This window comes from Salmonella enterica subsp. diarizonae (genome assembly GCF_008692785.1).
GTDB lineage: Bacteria > Pseudomonadota > Gammaproteobacteria > Enterobacterales > Enterobacteriaceae > Salmonella > Salmonella diarizonae.
This window is the reverse complement of sequence record NZ_VXJV01000005.1, coordinates 151,686-176,489: the sequence shown is the minus strand read 5'-3', so window position 1 is coordinate 176,489 and position 24,804 is coordinate 151,686. Positions and strand designations below refer to the sequence as shown.

Annotated in this window: 26 protein-coding genes; 17 read left to right on the top strand and 9 right to left on the bottom strand. The window is 52.8% G+C overall.

The features are described 5' to 3' along the window. Nucleotides 1-2: 2 nt before the first annotated feature. The 8 genes from ampG (at nt 3) to F4V72_RS11995 (ending at nt 9,798) form a co-directional block, all read left to right on the top strand. Entirely contained in the window at nt 3-1,478 is a 1,476-nt protein-coding gene (gene ampG, locus F4V72_RS12030) for a muropeptide MFS transporter AmpG (RefSeq protein WP_053508554.1), read from the top strand. 451 nt (nt 1,479-1,929) lie between these two features. Continuing rightward, nucleotides 1,930-2,886, top strand: coding sequence for a cytochrome o ubiquinol oxidase subunit II (cyoA, locus tag F4V72_RS12025; protein WP_023246683.1), 957 nt, complete (start codon nt 1,930-1,932; stop codon nt 2,884-2,886). A gap of 10 nt (nt 2,887-2,896) precedes the next feature. Further along, nucleotides 2,897-4,888, top strand: a complete 1,992-nt coding sequence (gene cyoB / locus F4V72_RS12020; protein ID WP_000467156.1) for a cytochrome o ubiquinol oxidase subunit I — start codon at nt 2,897-2,899, stop codon at nt 4,886-4,888. Beyond that, a complete protein-coding gene (locus tag F4V72_RS12015) occupies nt 4,878-5,492 on the top strand; it encodes a cytochrome o ubiquinol oxidase subunit III (protein WP_023246682.1) in 615 nt (204 codons plus the stop codon). The genes cyoB and F4V72_RS12015 overlap by 11 nt, the downstream gene beginning before the upstream one ends. Further along, a complete protein-coding gene (locus F4V72_RS12010; protein WP_000019878.1) occupies nt 5,492-5,821 on the top strand; it encodes a cytochrome o ubiquinol oxidase subunit IV in 330 nt (109 codons plus the stop codon). The genes F4V72_RS12015 and F4V72_RS12010 overlap by 1 nt, the downstream gene beginning before the upstream one ends. 11 nt (nt 5,822-5,832) lie before the next feature. Next, nucleotides 5,833-6,723, top strand: a complete 891-nt coding sequence (cyoE, locus tag F4V72_RS12005; protein WP_000971352.1) for a heme o synthase — start codon at nt 5,833-5,835, stop codon at nt 6,721-6,723. 331 nt (nt 6,724-7,054) lie between these two features. Further along, nucleotides 7,055-8,113 (top strand): peptidase inhibitor family I36 protein, encoded by a 1,059-nt coding sequence (locus F4V72_RS12000; protein WP_053529237.1) that lies wholly within the window; start codon nt 7,055-7,057, stop codon nt 8,111-8,113. Nucleotides 8,114-8,433: 320 nt separating this feature from the next. Further along, on the top strand, nt 8,434-9,798 hold the full coding sequence (locus F4V72_RS11995; RefSeq protein ID WP_001000931.1) for an MFS transporter: 1,365 nt from the start codon (nt 8,434-8,436) through the stop codon (nt 9,796-9,798). A 46-nt stretch (nt 9,799-9,844) separates the two neighbouring features. Here the strand turns inward: F4V72_RS11995 and F4V72_RS11990 are convergent, their stop codons facing one another. Continuing rightward, entirely contained in the window at nt 9,845-10,336 is a 492-nt protein-coding gene (locus F4V72_RS11990; protein WP_023246164.1) for a YajQ family cyclic di-GMP-binding protein, read from the bottom strand. Nucleotides 10,337-10,461: 125 nt separating this feature from the next. Here F4V72_RS11990 and panE point away from each other — a divergent pair, with 125 nt between their 5' ends. The 3 genes from panE (at nt 10,462) to F4V72_RS11970 (ending at nt 12,549) form a co-directional block, all read left to right on the top strand. Next, a complete protein-coding gene (gene panE / locus F4V72_RS11985) occupies nt 10,462-11,373 on the top strand; it encodes a 2-dehydropantoate 2-reductase (protein ID WP_000705814.1) in 912 nt (303 codons plus the stop codon). After that, entirely contained in the window at nt 11,336-11,926 is a 591-nt protein-coding gene (gene yajL, locus F4V72_RS11980; RefSeq protein ID WP_063390202.1) for a protein deglycase YajL, read from the top strand. Before panE ends, yajL begins: the two co-directional genes overlap by 38 nt. A 287-nt stretch (nt 11,927-12,213) precedes the next feature. Further along, nucleotides 12,214-12,549 carry a hypothetical protein gene (locus F4V72_RS11970; protein ID WP_223232419.1) on the top strand — a complete coding sequence of 112 codons (336 nt, stop codon included), beginning with the start codon at nt 12,214-12,216 and terminating at the stop codon, nt 12,547-12,549. A gap of 47 nt (nt 12,550-12,596) precedes the next feature. On the opposite strand, the gene thiI is transcribed toward F4V72_RS11970, so the two are convergent. Further along, nucleotides 12,597-14,045 carry a tRNA uracil 4-sulfurtransferase ThiI gene (gene thiI / locus F4V72_RS11965; RefSeq protein ID WP_136058431.1) on the bottom strand — a complete coding sequence of 483 codons (1,449 nt, stop codon included), beginning with the start codon at nt 14,043-14,045 and terminating at the stop codon, nt 12,597-12,599. A gap of 209 nt (nt 14,046-14,254) precedes the next feature. Between thiI and xseB the strand changes: the two genes are divergently transcribed. From xseB to F4V72_RS11945, 4 genes are read left to right on the top strand one after another with little or no spacing between them, the layout of a single operon-like run. Further along, a complete protein-coding gene (gene xseB, locus F4V72_RS11960; protein ID WP_023246159.1) occupies nt 14,255-14,497 on the top strand; it encodes an exodeoxyribonuclease VII small subunit in 243 nt (80 codons plus the stop codon). Next, a complete protein-coding gene (gene ispA / locus F4V72_RS11955) occupies nt 14,498-15,397 on the top strand; it encodes a (2E,6E)-farnesyl diphosphate synthase (RefSeq protein ID WP_079813400.1) in 900 nt (299 codons plus the stop codon). It begins immediately after the preceding gene. A gap of 23 nt (nt 15,398-15,420) precedes the next feature. Beyond that, complete coding sequence (dxs, locus tag F4V72_RS11950) at nt 15,421-17,283, top strand: 1-deoxy-D-xylulose-5-phosphate synthase (protein ID WP_023246157.1); 1,863 nt, start codon at nt 15,421-15,423, stop codon at nt 17,281-17,283. Between the two features lie 56 nt (nt 17,284-17,339). Continuing rightward, a complete protein-coding gene (locus F4V72_RS11945; protein WP_053529235.1) occupies nt 17,340-18,314 on the top strand; it encodes an aldo/keto reductase in 975 nt (324 codons plus the stop codon). A gap of 72 nt (nt 18,315-18,386) precedes the next feature. Here the strand turns inward: F4V72_RS11945 and pgpA are convergent, their stop codons facing one another. The 6 genes from pgpA to nrdR all read right to left on the bottom strand — a co-directional run bounded on the left by pgpA (nt 18,387) and on the right by nrdR (nt 22,491). Further along, the gene (gene pgpA / locus F4V72_RS11940) at nt 18,387-18,902 is read right to left on the bottom strand and encodes a phosphatidylglycerophosphatase A (protein ID WP_000154063.1); all 516 of its coding nucleotides are present in this window, start codon (nt 18,900-18,902) and stop codon (nt 18,387-18,389) included. Then, nucleotides 18,880-19,857: a thiamine-phosphate kinase gene (gene thiL, locus F4V72_RS11935; protein ID WP_136058432.1), complete on the bottom strand. Its 978-nt coding sequence runs from the start codon at nt 19,855-19,857 to the stop codon at nt 18,880-18,882. The genes pgpA and thiL overlap by 23 nt, the downstream gene beginning before the upstream one ends. Before the next feature lie 78 nt (nt 19,858-19,935). Further along, a complete protein-coding gene (gene nusB, locus F4V72_RS11930) occupies nt 19,936-20,355 on the bottom strand; it encodes a transcription antitermination factor NusB (protein WP_000801129.1) in 420 nt (139 codons plus the stop codon). Between the two features lie 20 nt (nt 20,356-20,375). Further along, on the bottom strand, nt 20,376-20,846 hold the full coding sequence (gene ribH, locus F4V72_RS11925) for a 6,7-dimethyl-8-ribityllumazine synthase (protein ID WP_053529234.1): 471 nt from the start codon (nt 20,844-20,846) through the stop codon (nt 20,376-20,378). An 88-nt stretch (nt 20,847-20,934) separates the two neighbouring features. Then, nucleotides 20,935-22,038 (bottom strand): bifunctional diaminohydroxyphosphoribosylaminopyrimidine deaminase/5-amino-6-(5-phosphoribosylamino)uracil reductase RibD, encoded by a 1,104-nt coding sequence (gene ribD / locus F4V72_RS11920; protein WP_023246152.1) that lies wholly within the window; start codon nt 22,036-22,038, stop codon nt 20,935-20,937. A gap of 3 nt (nt 22,039-22,041) precedes the next feature. Beyond that, nucleotides 22,042-22,491: a transcriptional regulator NrdR gene (nrdR, locus tag F4V72_RS11915; RefSeq protein ID WP_000543533.1), complete on the bottom strand. Its 450-nt coding sequence runs from the start codon at nt 22,489-22,491 to the stop codon at nt 22,042-22,044. A gap of 151 nt (nt 22,492-22,642) precedes the next feature. Between nrdR and F4V72_RS11910 the strand changes: the two genes are divergently transcribed. Beyond that, on the top strand, nt 22,643-23,182 hold the full coding sequence (locus F4V72_RS11910) for a DUF3251 domain-containing protein (protein ID WP_063390199.1): 540 nt from the start codon (nt 22,643-22,645) through the stop codon (nt 23,180-23,182). A gap of 298 nt (nt 23,183-23,480) precedes the next feature. Beyond that, nucleotides 23,481-24,344: a nucleoside-specific channel-forming protein Tsx gene (locus F4V72_RS11905; RefSeq protein ID WP_023246150.1), complete on the top strand. Its 864-nt coding sequence runs from the start codon at nt 23,481-23,483 to the stop codon at nt 24,342-24,344. 76 nt (nt 24,345-24,420) lie between these two features. Here the strand turns inward: F4V72_RS11905 and yajD are convergent, their stop codons facing one another. After that, entirely contained in the window at nt 24,421-24,768 is a 348-nt protein-coding gene (gene yajD / locus F4V72_RS11900) for an HNH nuclease YajD (protein ID WP_023246149.1), read from the bottom strand. Nucleotides 24,769-24,804: the final 36 nt, after the last annotated feature.

Below are 24,804 nucleotides of genomic sequence, written 5' to 3'. Positions count from 1 at the left end.
CTATGTCAAGTCAATATTTACGCATTTTCCAGCAACCGCGCTCAGCCATTCTGCTGATATTAGGTTTTGCCTCCGGTCTCCCGCTGGCGCTCACCTCCGGTACGCTACAGGCGTGGATGACCGTCGAGAATATCGATCTTAAAACGATTGGCTTCTTCTCGCTGGTCGGTCAGGCCTATGTGTTTAAGTTTCTCTGGTCCCCACTAATGGACCGCTACACGCCGCCTTTTTTAGGCCGTCGTCGCGGTTGGCTACTCGCCACACAACTGTTATTACTGGCGGCAATTGCGGCGATGGGCTTTCTTGAACCCGGCACGCAGCTACGCTGGATGGCGGCGCTGGCGGTGGTGATTGCTTTTTGCTCCGCCTCGCAGGATATCGTGTTCGACGCCTGGAAAACCGATGTTTTACCCGCAGAAGAACGCGGCGCCGGCGCGGCAATCAGCGTGCTTGGCTACCGGTTGGGGATGCTGGTTTCCGGCGGCCTGGCGCTGTGGCTGGCCGATCGCTGGCTCGGCTGGCAGGGCATGTACTGGCTGATGGCGGCATTGCTGATCCCCTGCATTATCGCCACCTTACTGGCGCCGGAACCGACCGATACCATCCCGGCCCCGAAATCGCTGGAACAGGCGGTCGTCGCGCCGCTACGCGATTTCTTTGGCCGCAATAACGCCTGGCTGATTTTACTGCTCATTGTGCTTTATAAATTGGGCGACGCCTTCGCCATGAGCCTGACCACCACCTTTTTGATTCGCGGCGTCGGGTTTGACGCAGGCGAAGTCGGCGTGGTCAATAAAACGCTGGGCCTGCTGGCGACGATCGTCGGCGCATTATACGGCGGCATGTTAATGCAGCGTCTTTCGCTGTTCCGCGCGCTGCTGATTTTCGGCATTTTACAAGGCGCGTCCAACGCCGGTTACTGGTTACTCTCCATTACCGATAAAAACATGTTCAGCATGGGCGCTGCGGTCTTTTTCGAAAATCTGTGCGGGGGGATGGGTACTGCCGCCTTTGTCGCCTTATTAATGACGCTATGTAATAAGTCGTTTTCCGCAACGCAGTTTGCCCTACTGTCAGCCCTCTCCGCGGTAGGCCGCGTTTACGTTGGTCCTGTGGCGGGCTGGTTCGTTGAAACGCACGGTTGGCCGACATTCTACCTCTTCTCGGTTGTCGCCGCCGTTCCCGGACTCGTGCTGTTGTTGGTCTGTCGGCAAACGCTGGAATATAGCTGGCAGAGCGAGCGTTTCATTCCCCGTACGGAATACCGTAGCGCCTACAACCTCGCGCTTTCAATCCTGCTTGCAGGCGTCGCTTTACTGGCAGTCTGGATACTCCTGCTGACCATGAATGCGGTGGATTACACTAACTTCTCATTCCTGCCCGGATTGCTTGAGACTGCGGTAGCGGTTGCCGTAGGCGGCATTGTCTTTGGCGGGTTGCTGGACTACCTGGCGCTACGAAAAACACGCCTGATCTAAAACATTATTAGCCGTTGTAATAACGACCCGGAATTATAACGGCTAAATAAACATCAATTGATAAAAATATATTTGTCTTTTTGTGCGCAACAGAATTTTGGAAATTATTGGTAATTTCTATGCTACCTATTTTCTTTACACGATTCAGCCCGTTGTATTTAAATTTCCACCGTTGATTGTCTTTTTATTGATAATAAGCTGTTAAGTAATTGTTTTATTTTTGCATTGGTTATACCAATTACCCCTCAACACCCCTCTTACAGACCTCATCCGTTATAACGCAAAGTTTCAACAGTGTCTTAAAGTTATTTCGACACACTTGGCAACATATGTGACACGCACGGCAGAACTTGGTAACACAGAACCAATCATGTTTACAGTAATGTAACCTTACCGTAAAATGCCCCTACACTTTAAACGCCACCAGGTCCCGTGGAATTGAGGTCGTTAAATGAGACTCAGGAAATACAATAAAAGTTTGGGATGGTTGTCATTAATTGCAGGCACTGCATTACTCAGTGGCTGTAATTCTGCGCTGCTGGATCCCAAAGGACAGATTGGACTGGAGCAACGTTCGCTGATACTGACGGCATTTGGCCTGATGTTGATCGTCGTTATTCCCGCCATCTTGATGGCTGTTGGTTTCGCCTGGAAGTATCGTGCGAGTAATAAAGATGCGAAGTATAGCCCGAACTGGTCACACTCCAATAAAGTGGAAGCTGTGGTCTGGACGGTGCCTATCTTAATCATCATTTTCCTTGCCGTACTGACCTGGAAAACCACGCACGCGCTTGAACCAAGCAAGCCGCTGGTGCATGACGAAAAACCGATCACCATCGAAGTGGTTTCCATGGACTGGAAATGGTTCTTCATCTATCCGGAGCAGGGTATCGCCACCGTCAACGAGATCGCCTTCCCGGCGAACACGCCGGTTTATTTCAAAGTGACCTCCAACTCCGTGATGAATTCCTTCTTTATCCCGCGTCTGGGTAGCCAGATTTATGCCATGGCCGGTATGCAAACGCGTTTGCATCTGATCGCCAACGAACCCGGAAGCTACGATGGCATTTCCGCCAGCTATAGCGGCCCGGGCTTCTCTGGTATGAAGTTTAAAGCTATCGCCACCAGAGACCGCGCAGAGTTCGACCAATGGGTCGCAAAAGCGAAGCAGTCTCCGAACACCATGAATGATATGGCGGCGTTCGAGAAAGTGGCTATGCCAAGCGAGTACAACAAGGTGGAATATTTCTCCAGCGTGAAACCGGATTTGTTCAAGGATGTTATTAACAAATTCATGGACCACGGTAAGAGTATGGACATGACCCAACCTGAAGGTGAGCACAGCTCGCATGAAGGGATGGAAGGCATGGACATGAGCCACGCGGAATCCGCCAACTCCAAGGGTTGAGGAAGATAAGATGTTCGGAAAATTATCACTGGATGCAGTACCGTTCCATGAACCCATCGTCATGGTAACGATCGCTGCAATTATCGTCGGGGGACTGGCGATACTGGCAGCGATTACTTACTTCGGTAAGTGGACCTACCTATGGAAAGAGTGGTTAACGTCGGTTGACCATAAACGCCTCGGCATCATGTATATCATCGTTGCGATTGTAATGCTGTTACGTGGTTTCGCCGATGCCATCATGATGCGTAGCCAGCAGGCGCTTGCCTCCGCAGGCGAAGCGGGTTTTCTACCGCCGCACCACTACGATCAGATCTTTACCGCTCACGGCGTAATCATGATCTTCTTCGTGGCAATGCCCTTCGTTATCGGTCTGATGAACCTGGTGGTTCCGCTGCAGATCGGCGCGCGCGACGTTGCTTTCCCTTTCCTGAACAACCTGAGCTTCTGGTTCACCGTTGTCGGCGTTATCCTGGTTAACCTCTCGCTGGGCGTGGGTGAATTCGCGCAGACGGGGTGGCTGGCTTATCCGCCGCTATCGGGAATAGAGTACAGTCCCAGCGTCGGGGTCGATTACTGGATATGGGCGTTGCAACTCTCGGGTATTGGTACGACGTTAACCGGTATCAACTTCTTCGTGACGATCCTGAAGATGCGTGCACCGGGTATGACAATGTTCAAGATGCCGGTCTTTACCTGGGCCTCTTTGTGCGCCAACGTACTGATCATCGCCTCTTTCCCGATTCTGACGGTTACCGTCGCTTTGCTGACCCTGGATCGCTATCTGGGCACCCATTTCTTTACCAACGATATGGGCGGCAACATGATGATGTACATCAACCTGATTTGGGCCTGGGGCCATCCGGAAGTGTACATTCTGATTCTGCCGGTCTTCGGGGTATTCTCCGAAATCGCAGCGACCTTCTCGCGTAAACGTCTGTTCGGCTATACCTCGCTGGTTTGGGCGACCGTCTGTATTACCGTACTGTCGTTTATCGTTTGGCTGCACCACTTCTTCACGATGGGCGCGGGCGCGAACGTTAACGCCTTCTTCGGTATCACGACCATGATTATCGCCATCCCGACCGGGGTGAAGATCTTCAACTGGTTGTTCACCATGTATCAGGGCCGTATCGTCTTCCATTCCGCAATGCTGTGGACCATCGGCTTTATCGTGACCTTCTCGGTCGGCGGTATGACCGGCGTTCTGCTGGCGGTACCGGGCGCGGACTTCGTCCTGCACAACAGTCTGTTCCTGATTGCGCACTTCCATAACGTGATCATCGGCGGCGTGGTGTTTGGCTGCTTCGCGGGTATGACGTACTGGTGGCCGAAGGCGTTTGGCTTCAAACTGAACGAAACCTGGGGTAAACGCGCCTTCTGGTTCTGGATTATCGGTTTCTTTGTGGCCTTTATGCCGCTGTACGTACTGGGCTTCATGGGCATGACCCGTCGCCTGAGCCAGCAAATTGATCCGCAGTTCCATACGATGCTGATGGTTGCCGCCGCCGGCGCCGCGCTGATTGCGCTGGGTATCCTGTGCCAACTGATTCAGATCTTCGTTTCTATTCGCGACCGCGATCAGAACCGCGATCTGACCGGCGACCCATGGGGGGGGCGTACGCTGGAGTGGTCAACCTCTTCTCCGCCGCCGTTCTATAACTTTGCCGTTGTGCCGCACGTTCACGAACGTGACGCCTTCTGGGAAATGAAAGAAAAAGGCGAAGCGTACCAACAGCCTGGACAGTATGAAGAGATCCATATGCCGAAAAATAGCGGTGCCGGTATTGTTATCGCCGCCTTCGCGACGGTATTTGGCTTCGCCATGATCTGGCATATCTGGTGGCTGGCGATAGTGGGTTTCGCAGGCATGATCATCAGCTGGATTGTAAAAAGCTTTGATGAAGATGTGGACTACTACGTGCCGGTTCGCGACGTCGAAAAACTGGAAAACCAGCATTTCGATGAGATTACTAAGGCAGGGCTGAAAAATGGCAACTGATACTTTAACGCACGCGACTGCCCACGCGCACGAACACGGGCACCATGACGCAGGCCAGAACAAAATCTTCGGATTTTGGATCTACCTGATGAGCGACTGCATTCTGTTCTCTATTCTGTTCGCAACCTATGCCGTTCTGGTGAACGGCACCGCTGGTGGCCCGACAGGTAAGGACATTTTCGAACTGCCGTTCGTTCTGGTCGAAACCTTCCTGCTGTTGTTTAGCTCCATCACCTACGGCATGGCGGCGATCGCCATGCACAAGAACAACAAGAGCCAGGTTATCTCCTGGCTGGCGTTGACCTTCTTGTTTGGCGCCGGATTCATCGGGATGGAACTCTATGAATTCCATCACCTGATTGTTAACGGTATGGGCCCGGATCGCAGCGGCTTCTTGTCGGCCTTCTTCGCGCTGGTCGGTACTCACGGTCTGCACGTCACTTCCGGTCTTATCTGGATGGCGGTGCTGATGGTGCAAGTCGCCCGTCGCGGTCTGACCAGCACTAACCGTACCCGCATCATGTGCCTGAGCCTGTTCTGGCACTTCCTGGATGTGATTTGGATTTGCGTGTTCACTGTTGTTTATCTGATGGGGGCGATGTAATGAGTCATTCTACCGAGAGCGGCGGCGCATCCCACGGCAGCGTAAAAACGTACATGACCGGCTTCATTCTGTCGGTCATCCTGACGGTTATCCCATTCTGGATGGTAATGACTGGCGCTGCCTCTCCGGCCGTTATTCTGGGATCTATCCTGGCAATGGCAGTGGTACAGATTCTGGTGCATCTGGTGTGTTTCCTGCACATGAACACCAAATCTGATGAAGGCTGGAACATGACGGCCTTTATCTTTACCGTGCTGATCATCGCCATCCTGGTTGTTGGCTCCATCTGGATTATGTGGAACCTCAACTACAACATGATGATGCACTAAGAGCGGCGAGTATGATGTTTAAGCAATACCTGCAAGTAACGAAACCAGGCATCATCTTTGGCAACCTGATCTCAGTGATCGGGGGATTTCTGCTGGCCTCAAAGGGCAGCATTGACTATCCCCTGTTTATCTACACGTTGGTCGGGGTGTCACTGGTTGTGGCGTCGGGTTGTGTATTTAACAACTACATCGACAGGGATATCGACAGGAAGATGGAAAGGACCAAGAATCGGGTGCTGGTCAAAGGCCTGATTTCTCCTGGCGTCTCGCTGGTATACGCCACCCTGCTGGGTATTGCTGGCTTTATGCTGCTGTGGTTTGGCGCCAATCCTCTGGCCTGTTGGCTGGGGGTAATGGGCTTCGTGGTCTACGTTGGCGTGTACAGCTTGTACATGAAACGGCACTCCGTCTACGGAACGCTGATTGGTTCTCTCTCCGGCGCAGCGCCGCCGGTGATTGGCTACTGCGCCGTAACGGGCGACTTCGACAGCGGCGCGGCGATCCTGTTGGCAATTTTCAGCCTCTGGCAGATGCCGCACTCTTATGCCATCGCCATTTTCCGCTTTAAGGACTATCAGGCGGCCAATATTCCGGTTCTGCCGGTGGTAAAAGGGATCTCAGTCGCTAAAAACCACATCACGCTGTATATCATCGCGTTTGCGGTTGCTACGCTAATGCTGACCCTGGGTGGCTATGCCGGTTACAAATACCTGGTGGTCGCCGCGGCGGTCAGCGTCTGGTGGCTCGGCATGGCGCTGCGCGGTTACAAAGTGGAAGATGATAAAGTCTGGGCGCGCAAGCTGTTCGGCTTCTCTATCATTGCCATTACCGCGCTGAGCATCATGATGTCCGTTGATTTTATGGTGCCGAATTCACAGAATCTGCTGACTTACGTTTGGTAAGCTAATCGTCACACCTTCTATGCCGGATGGCGGCTGACGCCTTATCCGGCCTACAAAGCACGTTACTGTAGGCCGGATAAGAGACGTGAGTATCGCCATCCGGCATTTTTCGTTTAAAAATAAAACAATTTATAAATTTTATCTGCTTATCACTGTTAATTTTAGATGTGATAAAAATAAAATTAATTAGCTTATATACGCTGTTATATATATTTATCTCAAATGATTCCTGTATATCGATGAAATGAAGATAAAGTAATTCCACGGCAGAGTTACTCTCTCCGTTAATTAACAACCCATACAATTTCAATTTGATAAACAGGAGTCTCTTATGAGCGAGCAAGATGTCTATTTAATTAAAAACGAATCCGGTGCCGATAAATGCCCATCAGGCAAACTGGCACTTTATACCAATGTCGATTTTAACGGGGGGGAAATGGGTGACATCTTAATTATCTCACCGAATGTTGCTCTTACTAAACAAGACCTGGAAGGTTATGGTTTTATCGTGGGTGAACATGATGGTGTTTCTTCCGTTGTTAATAATATGGATCAAGACGCCACGCTGGTTTCCGGTTTGTACCTTGACGGAGCTACTTTGACCGTTTCGCCGGGGCTCCGCATATCCTCTCTTATTGATTTTCCTTTGGCGACAGGAAACTGGAACGATGAGGTGAACTCCGTTGTGTCCGCAGGCACCCGCAACGTTGATTTAAGCATGAGTATCGAAAGTGAAATTGTTCTGGAGGAGGGAGAAGAATATTCTGCACTACTGCAAATCCATAACAATACCAGTGAAGCTGTGGAAGGAGTGACTGTCTCAGCATCTTCCAGTAACTCCGCCGTTTTTTCTGCCGAATTTTATTCACAAACTCTGAATATTCCGGGCAATGAAACGGTCAATGTACGTATTCCTGTAGAGGGTAAAGGTCAGGGAAAAGCAACGCTAACCTGCCAGCTTACAATGCCTTTGGGTATTATTAACAGTGGCAACAATATGACACAAACCACTGTTACCGTAAGCGAAACTCGCGCATTACAAGTGACTCAATCCTTCGCCGGGGATTGGGCCGATACCTGGCCCAGCACAAATTATATTTATAGTTATAAACTTATTCTCAGCTCTGCTGATACTGAAGTTGATAAATGGGAGCTGTCTTTCTTATTGCCTGAGGGGGCTGAAGTATCCCCTGAATGGTTAGAAACTGAAAGCAGTTGGGTTCAGTTAAATACCGAAAAATCAGTCAATGGCAACGTCTATCTGGATAGTGAACCAGGCCACGTTATCGCTCCAGAGAAAGATATTGAACTGGATATTCAAATTATCTATCCAAACCAATCTACTGATTATCAGACGCTGAAAAATCTGCGACTGATGCAGAAAGGTTAATCATCTGCTTACTCGTCAATACAGGCACTTTCACCTTTTCGGGTGAAAGTGCCTAAACAAAGTTAAGATATATGTTGAAGTGAATATTTGCTTATATTCGCAGTAAATCGTCCCACCTTTTATGCCGGATGGCGGCTTACGCTTATCCGGCCTACAGGTAACGTGCTTTTGTAGGCCGGATAAGATACGTGAGTATCGCCATCCGGCATTTTCGTCTTCCTTCGCCTCCCCTCACCACCACAACATTTGTTAATAAAGCGCATATTTACCCAACCAACGTAGCGCTTTACACTAGGTGCGAATTTTATACAGAGGTGGGAATGAACGATTACAAAATGACGCCTGGGGAGTTGCGCGCCACCTGGGGTTTAGGGACCGTCTTTTCGTTGCGTATGCTGGGCATGTTTATGGTCCTGCCGGTTCTGACCACATACGGCATGGCGCTACAGGGTGCCAGCGAAGCATTAATCGGTATTGCGATCGGCATTTACGGTCTGGCGCAGGCTATCTTTCAAATTCCCTTTGGACTGCTTTCCGACCGCATTGGCCGTAAGCCGCTAATTGTCGGCGGACTGGCTGTATTTGTCGCGGGTAGCGTCATTGCCGCTCTCTCCCACTCAATCTGGGGCATTATTCTGGGGCGCGCACTACAGGGGTCCGGCGCTATTGCCGCCGCCGTCATGGCACTACTGTCTGACCTCACCCGCGAGCAAAACCGCACCAAAGCGATGGCGTTTATCGGCGTCAGCTTTGGTATCACTTTCGCGATTGCGATGGTATTAGGGCCGATCGTTACCCATAGTCTGGGATTGAACGCGCTGTTCTGGATGATCGCCGCCCTCGCCACCCTGGGCATTATTCTGACGATCTGGGTAGTTCCCAACAGTACCAACCATGTGCTGAATCGAGAGTCCGGGATGGTCAAAGGCAGCTTCAGTAAAGTGCTGGCGGAACCGAGGCTGCTCAAACTCAATCTCGGCATCATGTGTCTGCATATTTTATTAATGTCCACCTTTGTCGCCCTGCCCGGTCAACTTGCCGATGCCGGTTTCCCTGCCGCCGAACACTGGAAGGTGTATCTGGCGACCATGGTGATCGCCTTTGCCGCCGTCGTGCCCTTCATCATCTACGCTGAAGTCAAACGGCGGATGAAACAGGTATTCCTGTTCTGCGTGGGGCTCATTATCGTCGCAGAAATCGTGTTGTGGGGAGCGGGCCAGCATTTCTGGGAGCTGGTAATTGGCGTACAACTCTTTTTCCTCGCCTTTAATTTGATGGAGGCGCTGCTACCTTCTCTTATTAGCAAAGAGTCGCCCGCAGGGTATAAAGGAACGGCGATGGGCGTCTATTCTACCAGTCAGTTTCTTGGCGTGGCGCTTGGAGGCTCGCTGGGCGGCTGGATAGACGGCACGTTTGATGGGCAAACCGTCTTCCTTGCCGGGGCCGTACTGGCGATGGTATGGCTGGCGGTGGCAAGTACCATGAAAGAACCGCCCTATGTCAGCAGCCTGCGCGTGGAAATTCCAGCGGATATCGTTGCTGACGACAGGCTAAAACAGCGACTGTTGGCAATGAAAGGCGTAAGCGAAGCGCTGATCGTGGCGGAAGAGCATTCCGCTTACGTCAAAATCGACAGTAAAGTGACCAATCGCTTTGAAGTTGAACAGCTTATCAGCAAAGGATGAATGCAGAATTGCCGGATGGCAGTGAGGCCTTATCCGGCATAACAACTTAATCGCGGAAGTTTTTGAACTGGAACGGCTGGCCTAAATCACCGCCGCGTACCAGCGCCATTACCGATTGCAGATCGTCACGTGATTTGCCCGTCACGCGAATCTCTTCCCCCTGAATTTGCGCCTGCACCTTCAGTTTGCTGTCTTTAATCAGCTTGACGATTTTCTTCTGCACGGCGCTTTCAATGCCCTGCTTGAGCTTCGCTTCCACATACCAGGTTTTACCACTGTGCACGAACTCATCCGGTACATCCAGCGAAGCGCCTTCAATGCCGCGTTTAAGCAGCTTGGCGCGCAGAATGTCGAGCAACTGATTGACCTGGAAATCGGACTCGCTCAGCACCTTGATGGTTTTATTGGCATCGTTCAGTTCAATGCTCGCCTCTACGCCACGAAAGTCAAAACGAGACTCAACCTCGCGGACCGCGTTATCCACGCCGTTACGCGCTTCCTGCAGATCAACCTCAGAAACAATATCGAAAGATGGCATCTTTTCTTCTCCCTTCATTTTCGTTGCGTTGCATAATACCTGCAACGAGGCTTAACGAGAAGCTTAGCTGATGACGCTATAATTAGCGCCATAACACCTGGCGCTGTTGCAGGTGAGGAGGAACAATGAAAATTACTGTACTGGGATGCGGAGCCTTAGGACAACTTTGGCTTTCGGCGCTGTGCAAACACGGACATGACGTACAGGGCTGGCTACGGGTGCCACAACCTTATTGCAGCGTAAATCTGATCGACACCGATGGTTCTTTTTTCAACGAATCACTGACGGCAAACGATCCGGATTTTTTGGCGAAGAGCGAACTCTTGTTAGTCACGCTGAAAGCGTGGCAGGTTTCCGACGCAGTACGAACCCTGGCGTCAACCCTACCGGTGACGTCGCCGATCCTGCTCATTCATAATGGAATGGGAACCATAGAAGAACTACAAAATATCCAGCAGCCGATGTTGATGGGGACTATTACTCACGCTGCGCGCCGCGACGGTAATATCATTATTCATGTCGCCAACGGTACTACGCATATTGGCCCGGCGCGCGAGCAAGACGGCGATTACAGTTATCTCGCCGATATCCTGCAGGGGGTACTGCCCGATGTCGCCTGGCATAACAATATCCGCGCAGAGATGTGGCGCAAACTGGCAGTCAACTGTGTTATCAACCCGCTCACCGCGCTTTGGAACTGCCCGAACGGCGAGCTGCGCCATCATCCAGATGAAATCAACGCGATTTGCGAAGAGGTCGCTGCGGTGATTGAACGTGAAGGCTACCACACATCGGCAGACGATTTACGCTATTATGTTGAGCAAGTGATTGACAGTACGGCAGAAAACATCTCATCCATGTTGCAGGACGTGCGCGCCATGCGCCATACCGAAATTGACTACATCACCGGTTATTTACTCAAGCGCGCCCGCGTGCATGGTCTCGCCGTTCCGGAAAATAGCCGCCTGTTTGAAATGGTAAAGCGAAAGGAGAGTGAGTATGAGCGCTCAGGCACTGGTATGCCTCGCCCCTGGTAGTGAAGAGACCGAAGCGGTCACCACTATCGATCTGCTGGTTCGCGGCGGAATCCACGTCACCACCGCCAGCGTCGCCAGCGATGGCAACCTGACTATTGTCTGCTCGCGCGGCGTGAAGTTGCTGGCGGATGCGCCGTTGGTTGAAGTTGCCGACGGCGATTATGACATCATCGTGTTGCCCGGCGGTCTTAAGGGTGCCGAGTGCTTTCGCGACAGCCCGCTGCTGGTCGAAACCGTAAAACAGTTTCACCGCTCCGGGCGCATTGTCGCAGCCATTTGCGCCGCAGCCGCTACGGTGCTCGTGCCGCATAATATCTTCCCTATCGGCAATATGACCGGTTTTCCGGCGCTGAAGGATAAGATCCCCGCCGAACAGTGGCAGGATAAGCGTGTGGTGTGGGATGCGCGGGTAAAATTATTAACCAGCCAGGGACCGGGTACCACTATCGATTTTGGCTTGAAAATCATCGACCTATTGGTCGGTCGTGAAAAAGCGCATGAAGTGGCTTCGCAACTGGTGATGGCGGCGGGGATTTATAACTACTACGAATAAATGCATTGCCGGATGGCGGCGCTGACGCGCCTTATCCGGCCTGCAACATGCTTGGTTCTGTAGGCCCGGTAAGCGTAGCGCCACCGGGCGAGCTCTATCCGGTCTCCGTGCTAATTAGAACCACGGCGCTCCGCTCATCACATTGCTATAAAACAGCATTCTTCCCGCCAGCTCACCGGTCACAACGAAAGCGCCTCACACTCAACTATGCGTACCGTAGCGCAAACGCGAATCATCCTATACCGCCACACAGAGGCTGGCGCATAATTGCCACCAGAGTAACGGGATTGTCGCGTCGGCACCCGGAACATGATATCGATTTTCTTCCCAATACGCCGGTTCCGCTCCATGCCAGCGGTGCAGGACAAGTGTTGATGAGTTTTACCGATGTTGAGGCGCAAGACGAAGCACGAGCAGAGCCGATTAACCAGGCGAGAATGGAGGGTTATGCGGTTCGCTACCCTCCAACGCAAGGGATCTCTGGCGCGCAGTTTATTGCCTGCCCGCTTCTGGATAATAAAGAGAAGTTAATTGCGATTGCGGTGACAATGGGATTTTTTAGCGCAGAAGCCATTCCACACATCGCCAGCCAGTTACTACACGCGCTCGCCCCGCTACATTAACGGAATGCGCTTTGCCCCGGCACGCACTGGTCCGGGACAAACGGCCATTACGGGCGATACACCTTCACATTCGCAAACCCCTGCTCGCGCAGATAGAGCGCCTGTAGCCGGCTCATTACGCCGCGTTCGCACCACAGCAGCCAGGTTTTGCTCTGGTCGAGGTCGCCGAATTTAGTGCTCAGCTTGTAGAACGGCAGAGAAACGACGTCTACGCCTTCCACTTTCAGCGGCTTATCATCCTGCTCATCGACAGAACGGATATCCAGAATCACATCGTTGGCGCCAAAACCGCTAACGGTTTCTACTTCCACCACCTCCTGCTGGGTCTGCTGGGCGATGTCACGGATATCGACGTTGTTCGCTTCTTCTACCACCTTATCGAGAATACTGAAGTCGAAATTTTCTTCTTCGGCTTCAATTTTCGCTTTAATGGCTTTCACCGTCGGACTTTTTGAAATCACGCCACAGTATTCCGGCATGGTGCGGGCAAAATCTTCGGTGCCGATCTGACGGGCGAGATTAATAATACGCTCTTTATCGTAAGAGATCAGCGGACGCAGGATCAGCGTGTCAGACACGTTATCGATCAAGCGCAAGTTGGTTAGCGTCTGGCTGGACACCTGGCCCAGCGCTTCGCCGGTCACCAGCGCCTGTACGCCGTAACGTTCCGCCACTTTCGACGCCGCGCGCACCATCATGCGCTTGAGTACGACGCCCATCTGACCGTCATCGACTTTCTCCAGAATCTCGCCGACTACCGGCTCGAAGTTAATCGCCACAAAACGCACGCGATGGGAGCTGCCAAAGCGGTTCCACAGGTAATGCGCCACCTGACGAACGCCGATTTCATGCGCCGCGCCGCCAAGGTTAAAGAAGCAGTAGTGTACGCGACAGCCGCGACGCATCAGCATATAGCTGGAGACCCCGGAGTCGAAACCGCCAGAGATCAGCGACAACACATCTTCCTGGGTGCCAATCGGGAAACCGCCAATACCTTCATAACGCCCTTTGATCAGTAGCAGGCGGTCATCTTCCACTTCCAGATGTACCGTCACATCCGGGTTAGTGAGCTTCACGCGCGCCGATTCAATATGCTGATTTAATCCGCCGCCCACATAGCGCTCCACCTCAATGGAACTAAACTCATGTTTGCCGCGACGTTTTACGCGCACGCAGAAGGTTTTGCCTTCAAGCTGCTCGCGATACTGCGCCAACGCTTTCTCGAAAATATCGTGCATATCAGTGAACGGCACATCTTCGACTTCAAGAATATGGTGAATCCCCGGAATGCGGGTCAGCGCATCACGAATCGCCAGACGCTGGTTTTCATCTTTGGCACGAACTTCAATGTTATCCCAGTGACGGACAACTGCGAGGGTCTCATCATAGTGCTTTAAAACGTTACGGATGTTCCCGGTTAAAATTTTTATAAAGCGCAAACGCACAGATTGGCTTTTGATAGTGATTTCCGGGAACAATTTAATGATAAACTTCATGGCGGCAATGGTTCTTTAGCAAGCTATCTAAGGCTTGTCGTGGAGAAATAGTACAGCAGCCCATACCTACGGCTGCATCCAGGCGCGGAAGTATATCACTATCACGGACATCTTGCGCATTTCCCCTTACCATTGCGCGTTATTTGCTTATCAGTGTGAGTCCGTTACCATAGACTTGTGCTGCCATTACAGAGAGTCAAACAGTCATTATGCCGAAGAAAAATGAGGCGCCCGCCAGCTTTGAAACTGCGCTGAGCGAGCTGGAACATATCGTTACCCGCCTGGAAAGCGGCGATTTGCCGCTGGAAGACGCGCTGAATGAATTTGAGCGCGGCGTACAACTGGCGCGTCAGGGGCAGGCAAAACTGCAGCAAGCGGAACAGCGCGTGCAAATTTTGCTGTCTGATAATGAAGGGGCTTCACCTGAGCCTTTTATCGCGGATAATGAGTAAATGGACTTTACGCAGCAGCTACAGGCTTGCGTAGCGCAAGCGAATCAGGCGCTGAGCCGTTTTATCGCGCCACTGCCCTTTCAGAACACTCCCGTGGTCGAAGCTATGCAGTATGGCGCATTATTAGGCGGTAAGCGCCTGCGGCCGTTTCTGGTTTACGCCACCGGTCAAATGTTTGGCGTCAGTACGGCAACGCTGGATGCGCCAGCCGCAGCGGTCGAATGCATCCATGCATATTCGTTGATCCATGATGACTTGCCGGCAATGGACGATGACGATTTGCGCCGCGGCCTGCCGACTTGCCATATTAAATTTGGCGAAGCCAACGCCATCCTGGCGGGAGATGCGCTGCAAACTCTGGCCTTTGCCATTATCAGTGACGCGCTGATGCCGGAAGTCGCCGATCGCGATCGTATCGCGATGATCGCCGAACTGGCTAACGCCAGCGGTATCGCCGGAATGTGCGGCGGTCAGGCATTGGATCTGGCGGCAGAAGGCCAACAGATAACTCTGGACGCGCTGGAACGCATTCATCGCCATAAGACTGGCGCGCTCATTCGCGCCGCCGTTAGACTTGGCGCGTTGAGTGCGGGCGATAAAGGACGGAATACTCTGCCGATACTTGACCGCTACGCAGAGAGTATCGGCCTTGCCTTCCAGGTTCAGGATGACATTCTGGATGTGGTGGGCGATACTGCAACGTTAGGTAAACGTCAGGGCGCAGACCAGCAGCTTGGCAAAAGTACCTATCCTGCACTTCTGGGTCTTGAGCAAGCCCGGAATAAAGCCCGGGACCTGATAGAGGACGCCCGTCAGTCGTTAAATCAACTGGCCGCACAATCACTGGACACCTCGGCACTGGAAGCGCTAGCGAATTACATAATCCAGCGTGATAAATAAACCCCATATCCAATGAGCTTGCGATGAGTTTTGATATAGCCAAATACCCTACCCTGGCATTGGTCGACTCCACCCAGGAGTTACGACTGTTACCGAAAGAGAGTCTGCCGAAACTCTGCGACGAGCTACGCCGCTACTTACTCGACAGCGTAAGCCGTTCCAGCGGGCACTTCGCTTCCGGGCTGGGCACGGTAGAACTTACCGTGGCGCTGCATTATGTCTACAACACCCCGTTTGACCAGTTGATCTGGGATGTCGGTCACCAGGCTTATCCGCATAAAATCCTTACCGGCCGTCGCGACAAAATCGGCACCATTCGCCAGAAAGGCGGTCTGCACCCGTTCCCGTGGCGCGCCGAAAGCGAATACGACGTACTGAGCGTTGGGCATTCCTCCACCTCCATCAGCGCCGGTATCGGTATTGCCGTGGCGGCGGAGAAAGAAGGCAAAGATCGCCGCACCGTCTGCGTGATTGGCGACGGCGCAATCACTGCCGGTATGGCGTTTGAAGCGATGAATCATGCAGGCGATATCCGGCCCGACATGCTGGTCATTCTGAACGACAATGAAATGTCGATTTCGGAAAACGTCGGCGCACTCAACAACCATCTGGCGCAGCTACTTTCCGGTAAGCTTTACTCTTCCCTGCGCGAAGGCGGAAAAAAGGTCTTCTCGGGCGTACCGCCGATCAAAGAACTGCTCAAGCGTACCGAAGAACATATTAAAGGTATGGTTGTGCCGGGAACATTGTTCGAAGAACTCGGCTTTAACTACATCGGGCCGGTCGATGGTCACGATGTAATGGGGCTTATCAGCACGCTGAAGAATATGCGCGACCTGAAAGGCCCGCAATTCCTGCATATCATGACCAAAAAAGGCCGCGGCTATGAGCCCGCGGAAAAAGATCCGATCACTTTCCATGCGGTGCCTAAATTTGATCCTTCCAGCGGATGTTTGCCGAAAAGTAGCGGCGGTCTGCCAGGTTATTCAAAAATCTTCGGTGACTGGCTGTGTGAAACTGCCGCCAAAGACAGCAAGCTGATGGCGATCACCCCGGCAATGCGCGAAGGCTCCGGCATGGTGGAATTTTCACGTAAATTCCCGGATCGCTATTTTGACGTCGCCATCGCCGAGCAGCATGCCGTCACCTTCGCCGCAGGTCTGGCGATTGGCGGCTATAAGCCCGTCGTGGCGATCTACTCTACTTTCCTGCAACGCGCCTACGACCAGGTCATCCATGACGTCGCTATCCAGAAACTGCCGGTTATGTTCGCCATCGATCGCGCCGGTATCGTTGGCGCGGATGGACAAACGCACCAGGGCGCGTTCGATCTCTCCTATCTGCGCTGCATCCCGGATATGGTGATCATGACGCCAAGCGACGAAAACGAATGTCGCCAGATGTTATTTACCGGGTATCACTATAACGACGGCCCAACGGCAGTACGTTATCCACGCGGTAATGCACAGGGCGTGGCGCTAACCCCGCTGGAAAAACTGCCTATTGGTAAAGGCCTTGTGAAGCGTCTTGGCGAAAAACTGGCGATTCTGAACTTTGGCACCTTAATGCCTGAGGCGGCGAAAGTCGCCGAAGCGCTGAACGCCACGCTGGTCGACATGCGCTTTGTTAAACCGCTGGACGACACGTTAATTCTGGAGATGGCCGCGCAGCATGAAGCGCTGGTGACGCTGGAAGAAAACGCTATTATGGGCGGCGCTGGCAGCGGCGTAAACGAAGTGCTAATGGCCCATCGTAAACCTGTACCTGTGCTGAATATCGGCCTTCCGGATTTCTTTATCCCGCAAGGAACTCAGGAAGAAGCCCGCGCGGAACTGGGGCTCGACGCCGCAGGCATTGAAGCCAAAATCAAGGCCTGGCTGGCATAATCCCCTCTTCGCTCCTGCTATGCTTAAAGAGTGACGGGTATAACAGGAGCGGAGTAATGCAATACAACACCTTAGGAAATACGGATCTTCAGGTTTCCCGCCTTTGTCTGGGCTGTATGACATTCGGCGAGCCGAGTCGCGGCAATCACGCCTGGACGCTTCCCGAAGAGAGCAGCCGTCCCATCATCAAGCGCGCCCTTGAGGGCGGCATTAACTTTTTTGATACCGCTAACAGCTATTCCGACGGCAGCAGCGAAGAGATTGTCGGTCGCGCGTTGCGTGATTTTGCCCGGCGCGACGAGGTGGTGGTGGCGACGAAAGTCTTTCATCGCGTTGGCGATCTGCCGGAAGGTTTGTCCCGCGCGCAAATCCTGCGCTCCATTGACGATAGCCTCGCCCGTCTGGGAATGGAATATGTCGATATCCTGCAAATCCACCGCTGGGATTACACCACGCCGATAGAAGAAACGCTGAACGCGCTAAATGAAGTGGTGAAGGCGGGTAAAGCCCGCTATATCGGCGCCTCCTCAATGCACGCCTCACAATTTGCCCAGGCGCTGGCGCTACAAAAACAACACGGCTGGGCGCCGTTTGTCACCATGCAGGATCACTATAACCTGATCTACCGCGAGGAAGAGCGTGAGATGCTGCCGCTATGCTGGCAGGAAGGCGTCGCCGTGATTCCGTGGAGTCCACTGGCGCGCGGGCGCTTAACTCGCCCCTGGGGAGAAACCACGGCCCGGCTGGTCTCGGATGACGTGGGCAAAAATTTATACGATGAAAGCGATAAAAATGATGCGCAAATAGCGGAACGGCTGGCTGGCGTCAGCGAGGCGCTTGGCGCAACGCGAGCGCAGGTCGCGCTGGCCTGGCTGCTCAGCAAACGAGGCGTCGCCGCGCCGATTATCGGCGCTTCGCGTGAAGAGCAGTTAGGTGAGTTGCTGAATGCCGTTGATTTAACGCTCAAACCGGAGCAGATTGCCGAACTCGAAACACCGTATAAGCAGCATCCGGTGGTCGGATTTAAATAAAAGTGGTATCCGATGGCACTACGCTCTGTTATAGGCCGGATAAGGCGTTTACGCCGCCATCCGACAACCCCTTTAAATGATACCGAGCGGCCAGTGATGACCGATAAAATACAGTATGCCGGCGGATATCACGCCGGCGACGATATCATCGATCATAATCCCCATACCGCCGTGCACGTTGCGATCAAACCAACGGATCGGCCAGGGTTTCCACATATCCAGAATGCGGAAAATAACGAACCCGGCAGCCACCCACTGCCAGTCCGTCGTCGGCAACGCCATTAGCGTTATCCACATACCGATAAATTCATCCCAGACAATACTGCCGTGGTCGTGTACGCCCATATCTTTTGCCGTCTGATGGCAAAGATAAACGCCAATACAGATCCCAAACATCACGACCAGCGAATAAAGCTGCCACGGCAGAAACGTCATCAGATACCAGAAGGGGATCGCCGCCAGCGAGCCCATCGTGCCCGGCACCACGGGGCTCAGTCCGCTGCCAAAGCCGGTAGCGAGCAGATGCCACGGATTGCGCAAATTCAGGCGGCTTTTCGCAACATCTTTATGGCGTGGCAAAATGGTCATATCCTTTCCAGTCGAAGGTGACAGGCATTCCGTCATGTACAAAATTCATCCCTTCAATATCTGCGCTCATTTGACCTATGCAGGTAAAGGGAACACCCAGTTGACCGATGGCGACATCCAGCGCGCCGCGGTTCAGTTCCGGCACAGTAAAACACAGCTCATAGTCTTCGCCGCCAGAAAGCGCCCAGCGCAGCGCCTGCCCGGCATCAACATGGCGCATCATCGCGTCGGATTTGGGGAGCGCATCAACATCTACTCTTGCCCCACAACCGCTGGCCTTGACGATATGCCCCAGATCGGAAATCAGGCCGTCGGAAAGATCGATAGCCGCGCTGGCGATATCACGCAGCGCCTGGCCGTGTAAAATACGCGGCGTCGGGCGTAAATGACGTTTAATAAAATAGTGAGCGTCTGTCTCCTCCGATACCTGGAGCCGGTTTTGCAAAACCGCCAGCCCGGCAGCGCTGTCGCCCGGCGTACCGGTGATATAAATCCAGTCACCTGGCTTCGCGCCAGATCGCTTGAGCGCGCGCCCTGCCGGGATATAACCGTGGATACCCAGCGTCATCGACAGCGGTCCACGCGTGGTGTCGCCGCCAATGAGCTGCATATCGTAGTAATTCAATAGCTCAAACAGACTGTCGCTAAAAGCCTCCAGCCACGGCTCATCCACTTCCGGCAATGTTAACGCCAGAGTTAACCAGGCCGGGTCGGCCCCCATCGCGGCCAGATCGCTTAAATTCACCGCCAACGCTTTATAAGCCAGATCGGCAGGATCGATATCAGGGAGGAAGTGGTTGCCCGCCACCAGCGTATCGGTACTGATCGCCAGGGTCTGCTTTTCAGGAATATTCAGGAGCGCGCAATCGTCGCCAATACCGGTTTCAACATCAAGACGAGAGCTTCTTACACGGTCAAAATAACGGGCAATCAGGGAAAACTCGCCACATGCCATACGTTATGCCTCAGCAGAAAAAAAGAAAAGGCCGGAGACGACGGGTATCGATCGCCCGCTATCTTTCCGGCCTGTGAATCACTTTTTGTTGGGACGAATCACAGGAGCTGCTTTATCCAGCACGCCGTTGACAAATTTGTGGCTGTCTTCAGCGCCAAAGGTTTTCGCCAGTTCAATCGCTTCGTTGATGGCCACTTTATAAGGCACATCGCTGCGTTTTGACAGCTCAAACAGCGCAATACGCAACACGGCTTTTTCAACCTGTCCCAGCTCTTCAAGCAGGCGGGACAGATACGGTTTCATTAAACCATCCAGGTACGCGCTGTTAGTCGCCACCCCGGATAGCAGTTCACGGAAATAGAGAACGTCGACGTCTTTTACGTCCTGTTCCGCCAGGAACTGGTATTCAACATCAGCGATGTCGTTCTGGGACAACTGCCAGGAGTAAAGCGCCTGGACGGCACACTCACGGGCGCGGCGACGAGCAGCAGGTTTCACGGAATTCCCCTTACAAAAAATCAGGCCTTAATGGCTTTCAATACATTAATCATTTCAAGCGCGGTCAGCGCAGCTTCTGCGCCTTTATTACCGGCTTTTGTACCAGCACGTTCGATGGCTTGTTCAATACTCTCGGTGGTCAGAACACCAAAAGCTACCGGCACGCCGCTCTCCTGGGCAACGTTTGCCAGGCCATTGCTGGCGCCGCCTGCCACATATTCAAAGTGCGCAGTCCCCCCGCGAATCACGGTTCCCAGCGCAACCACGGCGTCATATTTACCGCTTTTCGCCAGCGCATCGGTCGCCAGCGGCAGTTCATAAGCGCCTGGCACCCACACTACGGTAATATTATCATCTTTTACCTGACCAATACGCGTCAGGGCATCAACCGCGCCATCCAGCAGGCTGTCGTTGATAAACTGATTGAAACGCGCAATAGTGATGGCGACGCGAGCGTCAGGGGCTGCAACGTTAGCTTTAATAATGTTCATATTCTCTCTTCCAGGGTTCATTTGGCCCCGCAGGGGGGCGGATTTTATCATAATAATTTGAGCGCTGCTCCCCTTTCGACGGGAGAACTCATGCGCTCACCATATGCAGGCAAACATCCGGGCCGACATGACGTATTTCGCTGAAGGTAAATTGCGGCGCGTCGGCGAGCTTCTCAAGCCCCGGTAATTCACATAATCCCCGCGCCTGGGTTCCCAACAATTTAGGCGCGACATAGACAATCAGTTCATCCACCAGCCCGGCTTGCAACAACGCGCCCGCCAGCCCCGGTCCGGCTTCAACCCAAATACTATTAATCTGCTGCCTGCCTAACTGCATCATCAACACAACCAGATCCAAATGTCCGTTGTGCACCGGCACGCTGATAGTACGAACCGAATCGGGCCACGCGCGGCTATCTTCCTGGGTACGCGCAATCCACGTTTCGCCAGGTTGTTGCACAATACGATGCGCAGGCGTTACCCGGTTTTGGCTGTCGATAACAATTCGCACCGGCTGGCGCAGATTTTCCTGTGGGTAAGAAGCCTGCGTAGATGCGTCTAACTCCGCCCAACGCACCGTCAAGGCCGGATCGTCAGCCAATACCGTCGCGCTACTGGTTAAGATAGCGTGGCTTTGCGCACGCAAGCGCTGAACATCACGCCGGGCCTGCGGCGAGGTGATCCACTGGCTCTCGCCGCTGGCCATCGCCGTCCGTCCGTCCACGGAGGCGCCCAGTTTAAGCTGAAGATAAGGGAATCCGGTACGCATCCGCTTGAGGAAGCCTTTATTGAGCGCCTCCGCTTCACTCATCATTAAACCGTGGCTGACCGCAATACCCGCCTGTTGCAGGCGATACAGCCCGCGTCCGGCGACCTGTGGGTTCGGGTCCTGCATCGCGGCGACAACGCGCGCGACGCCGGCCGCAATCAGCGCATCGCAGCATGGCGGCGTTCGTCCGTGATGGCTACAGGGTTCAAGCGTGACATAGGCGGTTGCGCCTTTGGCTTTTGCGCCCGCCATCCGCAGCGCATGTACCTCGGCGTGCGGCTCTCCGGCGCGCTGGTGATAACCTTCGCCGACGATGTCGCCATTGTTAACAATGACGCAGCCGACATTAGGGTTCGGGTGAGTGGTGAAACGTCCACGCTGCGCCAGTTTTAGCGCTCGCGCCATGTAAAACTCATCCTGCATGGCTTAGTCCTGTAGGCGAGCGATTTCTTCGCCAAAGTCTTTGATATCTTCGAAACTGCGATAGACGGAGGCAAAGCGAATATACGCGACTTTATCGAGTTTTTTCAGCTGCTCCATGACCAGATTGCCAATCATCTTGCTGGGAACTTCACGCTCCCCAGTGGCGCGTAATTGTGACTTAATATGGTTCAACGCCATTTCAACATCATCCGCGCTGACGGGCCTTTTTTCCAGCGCTCTCAACATGCCGCTGCGCAGCTTATCCTCATTAAAGGGTTCGCGCACATCGTTACTTTTTATCACGCGCGGCATGACCAGTTCAGCCACTTCAAAGGTCGTAAAGCGTTCATTACAAACCAGGCACTGCCGACGGCGGCGTACGGACGAGCCCTCGCCTACAAGACGAGAGTCAATGACTTTGGTATCTACGGCGAAACAAAATGGGCAATGCATACGGCGTCCTGACCAGGTGACTTAGAAAACGCTATTTTACCCTGAACTGGCGCGACAACAAAGGCAGAGCGCTTTTGAGATAAAGGATCGGTGCCTTTGTTCGTATAGCACACTACCATTACGCTATCGGACCATGAAGGAAATGATCGACATGACAAGACGTTACCTAAGAGTTCTCCTGGTGGGAAGTCTCTTGAGCCTGACCGCCTGCGCGCCGCAGAGCGAGGTTCGCCAGATGCATCAAAGCATTAGCACTCTGAATAAAGAGATGAACCAACTGAATCAGGAAACGGTAAAAATTACCCAACAAAATAAGCTGAATGCAGATTCAACCCGCGGCGTCTATCTGTTGCCTGGCGCCAATACGCCTGCCCGGCTGGAGAGTCAGATCGGTACGCTACGTATGACATTGCTGGAAGTTACGCCTGTCACTGACGGTGCCCTGGCAACGTTACGCATTCAGGGCGAGTCCCACGATCCGCTTCCGGCATTCAGCGCTACCGTAGAGTATGGGCAGATTCAGGGCACTACGGAGAACTATCAAGAGGTGAATGCGCAGAGCCTTCTGGTAAATGCGCCTGCCAGCTTGCTGGCGCCCAGTGATGTCAATATTCCGTTACAGTTGAAGGGAATCACACCGGCGCGGTTAGGTTTTATTCGCATCCATGACATTCAGCCTGTTAATCAATAAACGTTCTGGCGGAGCGTTTTGTGCGTTCCGCAACACGCTTCACGCTCTTTTGTTGTCCTTCTGACATTTTCGGCATTTATAGCACGTATTGTAAATATTTATGAAAGCCACTACCCTTATCGCGCCTAAAATGCGCAAACGTGAACGCAATCGATTACGTAAATGATAGATATGTGAAACAAGACATATTTTTGTGAGCAATGATTTTTATAATAGGGTCCGCAGAAACACGAAATATTTAGAAACGCAAATTGCGCTTTTTTCACTCCCGTAAGGGATTTCAAACAGTGGCATACATATGAAAAAAACTTTACTCGCAGCCAGCGCAGCGCTGGCGCTCACCTCATCTTTTACTGTTAACGCAGCAGAAAACGATCAGCCGCAGTATCTTTCCGACTGGTGGCATCAGAGCGTAAACGTAGTAGGCAGCTACCATACCCGCTTCTCGCCGAAGCTGAACAACGACGTCTATCTGGAATATGAAGCTTTTGCCAAAAAAGACTGGTTTGATTTCTACGGCTATATCGATATTCCCAAAACCTTCGATTGGGGCAACGGCAACGATAAAGGCGCATGGGATGACGGCTCCCCGATGTTCATGGAGATCGAACCGCGTTTCTCGATTGATAAACTGACCGGCGTCAACCTGGGTTTCGGCCCGTTTAAAGAGTGGTATTTCGCCAACAACTACATCTACGATATGGGCGATAACAAAGCCGGTCGTCAGAGCACGTGGTATATGGGGCTGGGGACCGATATCGACACCGGTCTGCCGATGGGCCTGTCGCTGAACGTGTATGCAAAATATCAGTGGCAAAACTACGGCGCTTCCAATGAAAACGAATGGGACGGCTACCGTTTCAAAGTGAAATACTTCGTCCCCATCACCGATCTGTGGGGCGGTAAACTGAGCTATATCGGCTTTACCAACTTTGACTGGGGATCTGATTTAGGCGACGATCCGAACCGTACCAGCAACTCGATCGCTTCCAGCCATATCCTGGCGCTGAACTACGATCACTGGCATTACTCGGTCGTCGCGCGTTACTTCCATAACGGCGGACAGTGGCAGAATGGCGCAAAACTGAACTGGGGCGACGGCGATTTCAGCGCGAAATCTACCGGCTGGGGCGGCTACCTGGTCGTGGGTTACAACTTCTGATTCGCGTAATACGCCGGAAATCTCCGGCGTATTAACCATAACATGCCGGACAGACTGCGCTCCGGCATCTTTGTTCTCACTTCTTCTTATTCATCATCGCCTTCAGATCGGCAAACGGGTTCCAGGTCGCCTCACCGACATCTTTTTGCGCATCTTCCCCGGCAATGACCGTCGAACCGTACTGATCGGCTTCGGTATATTTGGAATGTTCATGATCGTGGCAGTAGAGGCACAGCAGTTCCCAGTTACTGCCGTCTTCCGGATTATTGGTATGGTCGTGATCGATATGATGCACCGTTAATTCACGCAGATTTGAATACACAAACTCACGGGAACAACGTCCACACACCCACGGGAACAGTTTCAACGCCTTTTCACGATAGCCGCTTTCCAGCCGCGCATAATTTCTAGGGATAATCGCCATGTCAGATACCTGGATAATAGAAAGGGTTATACGCAG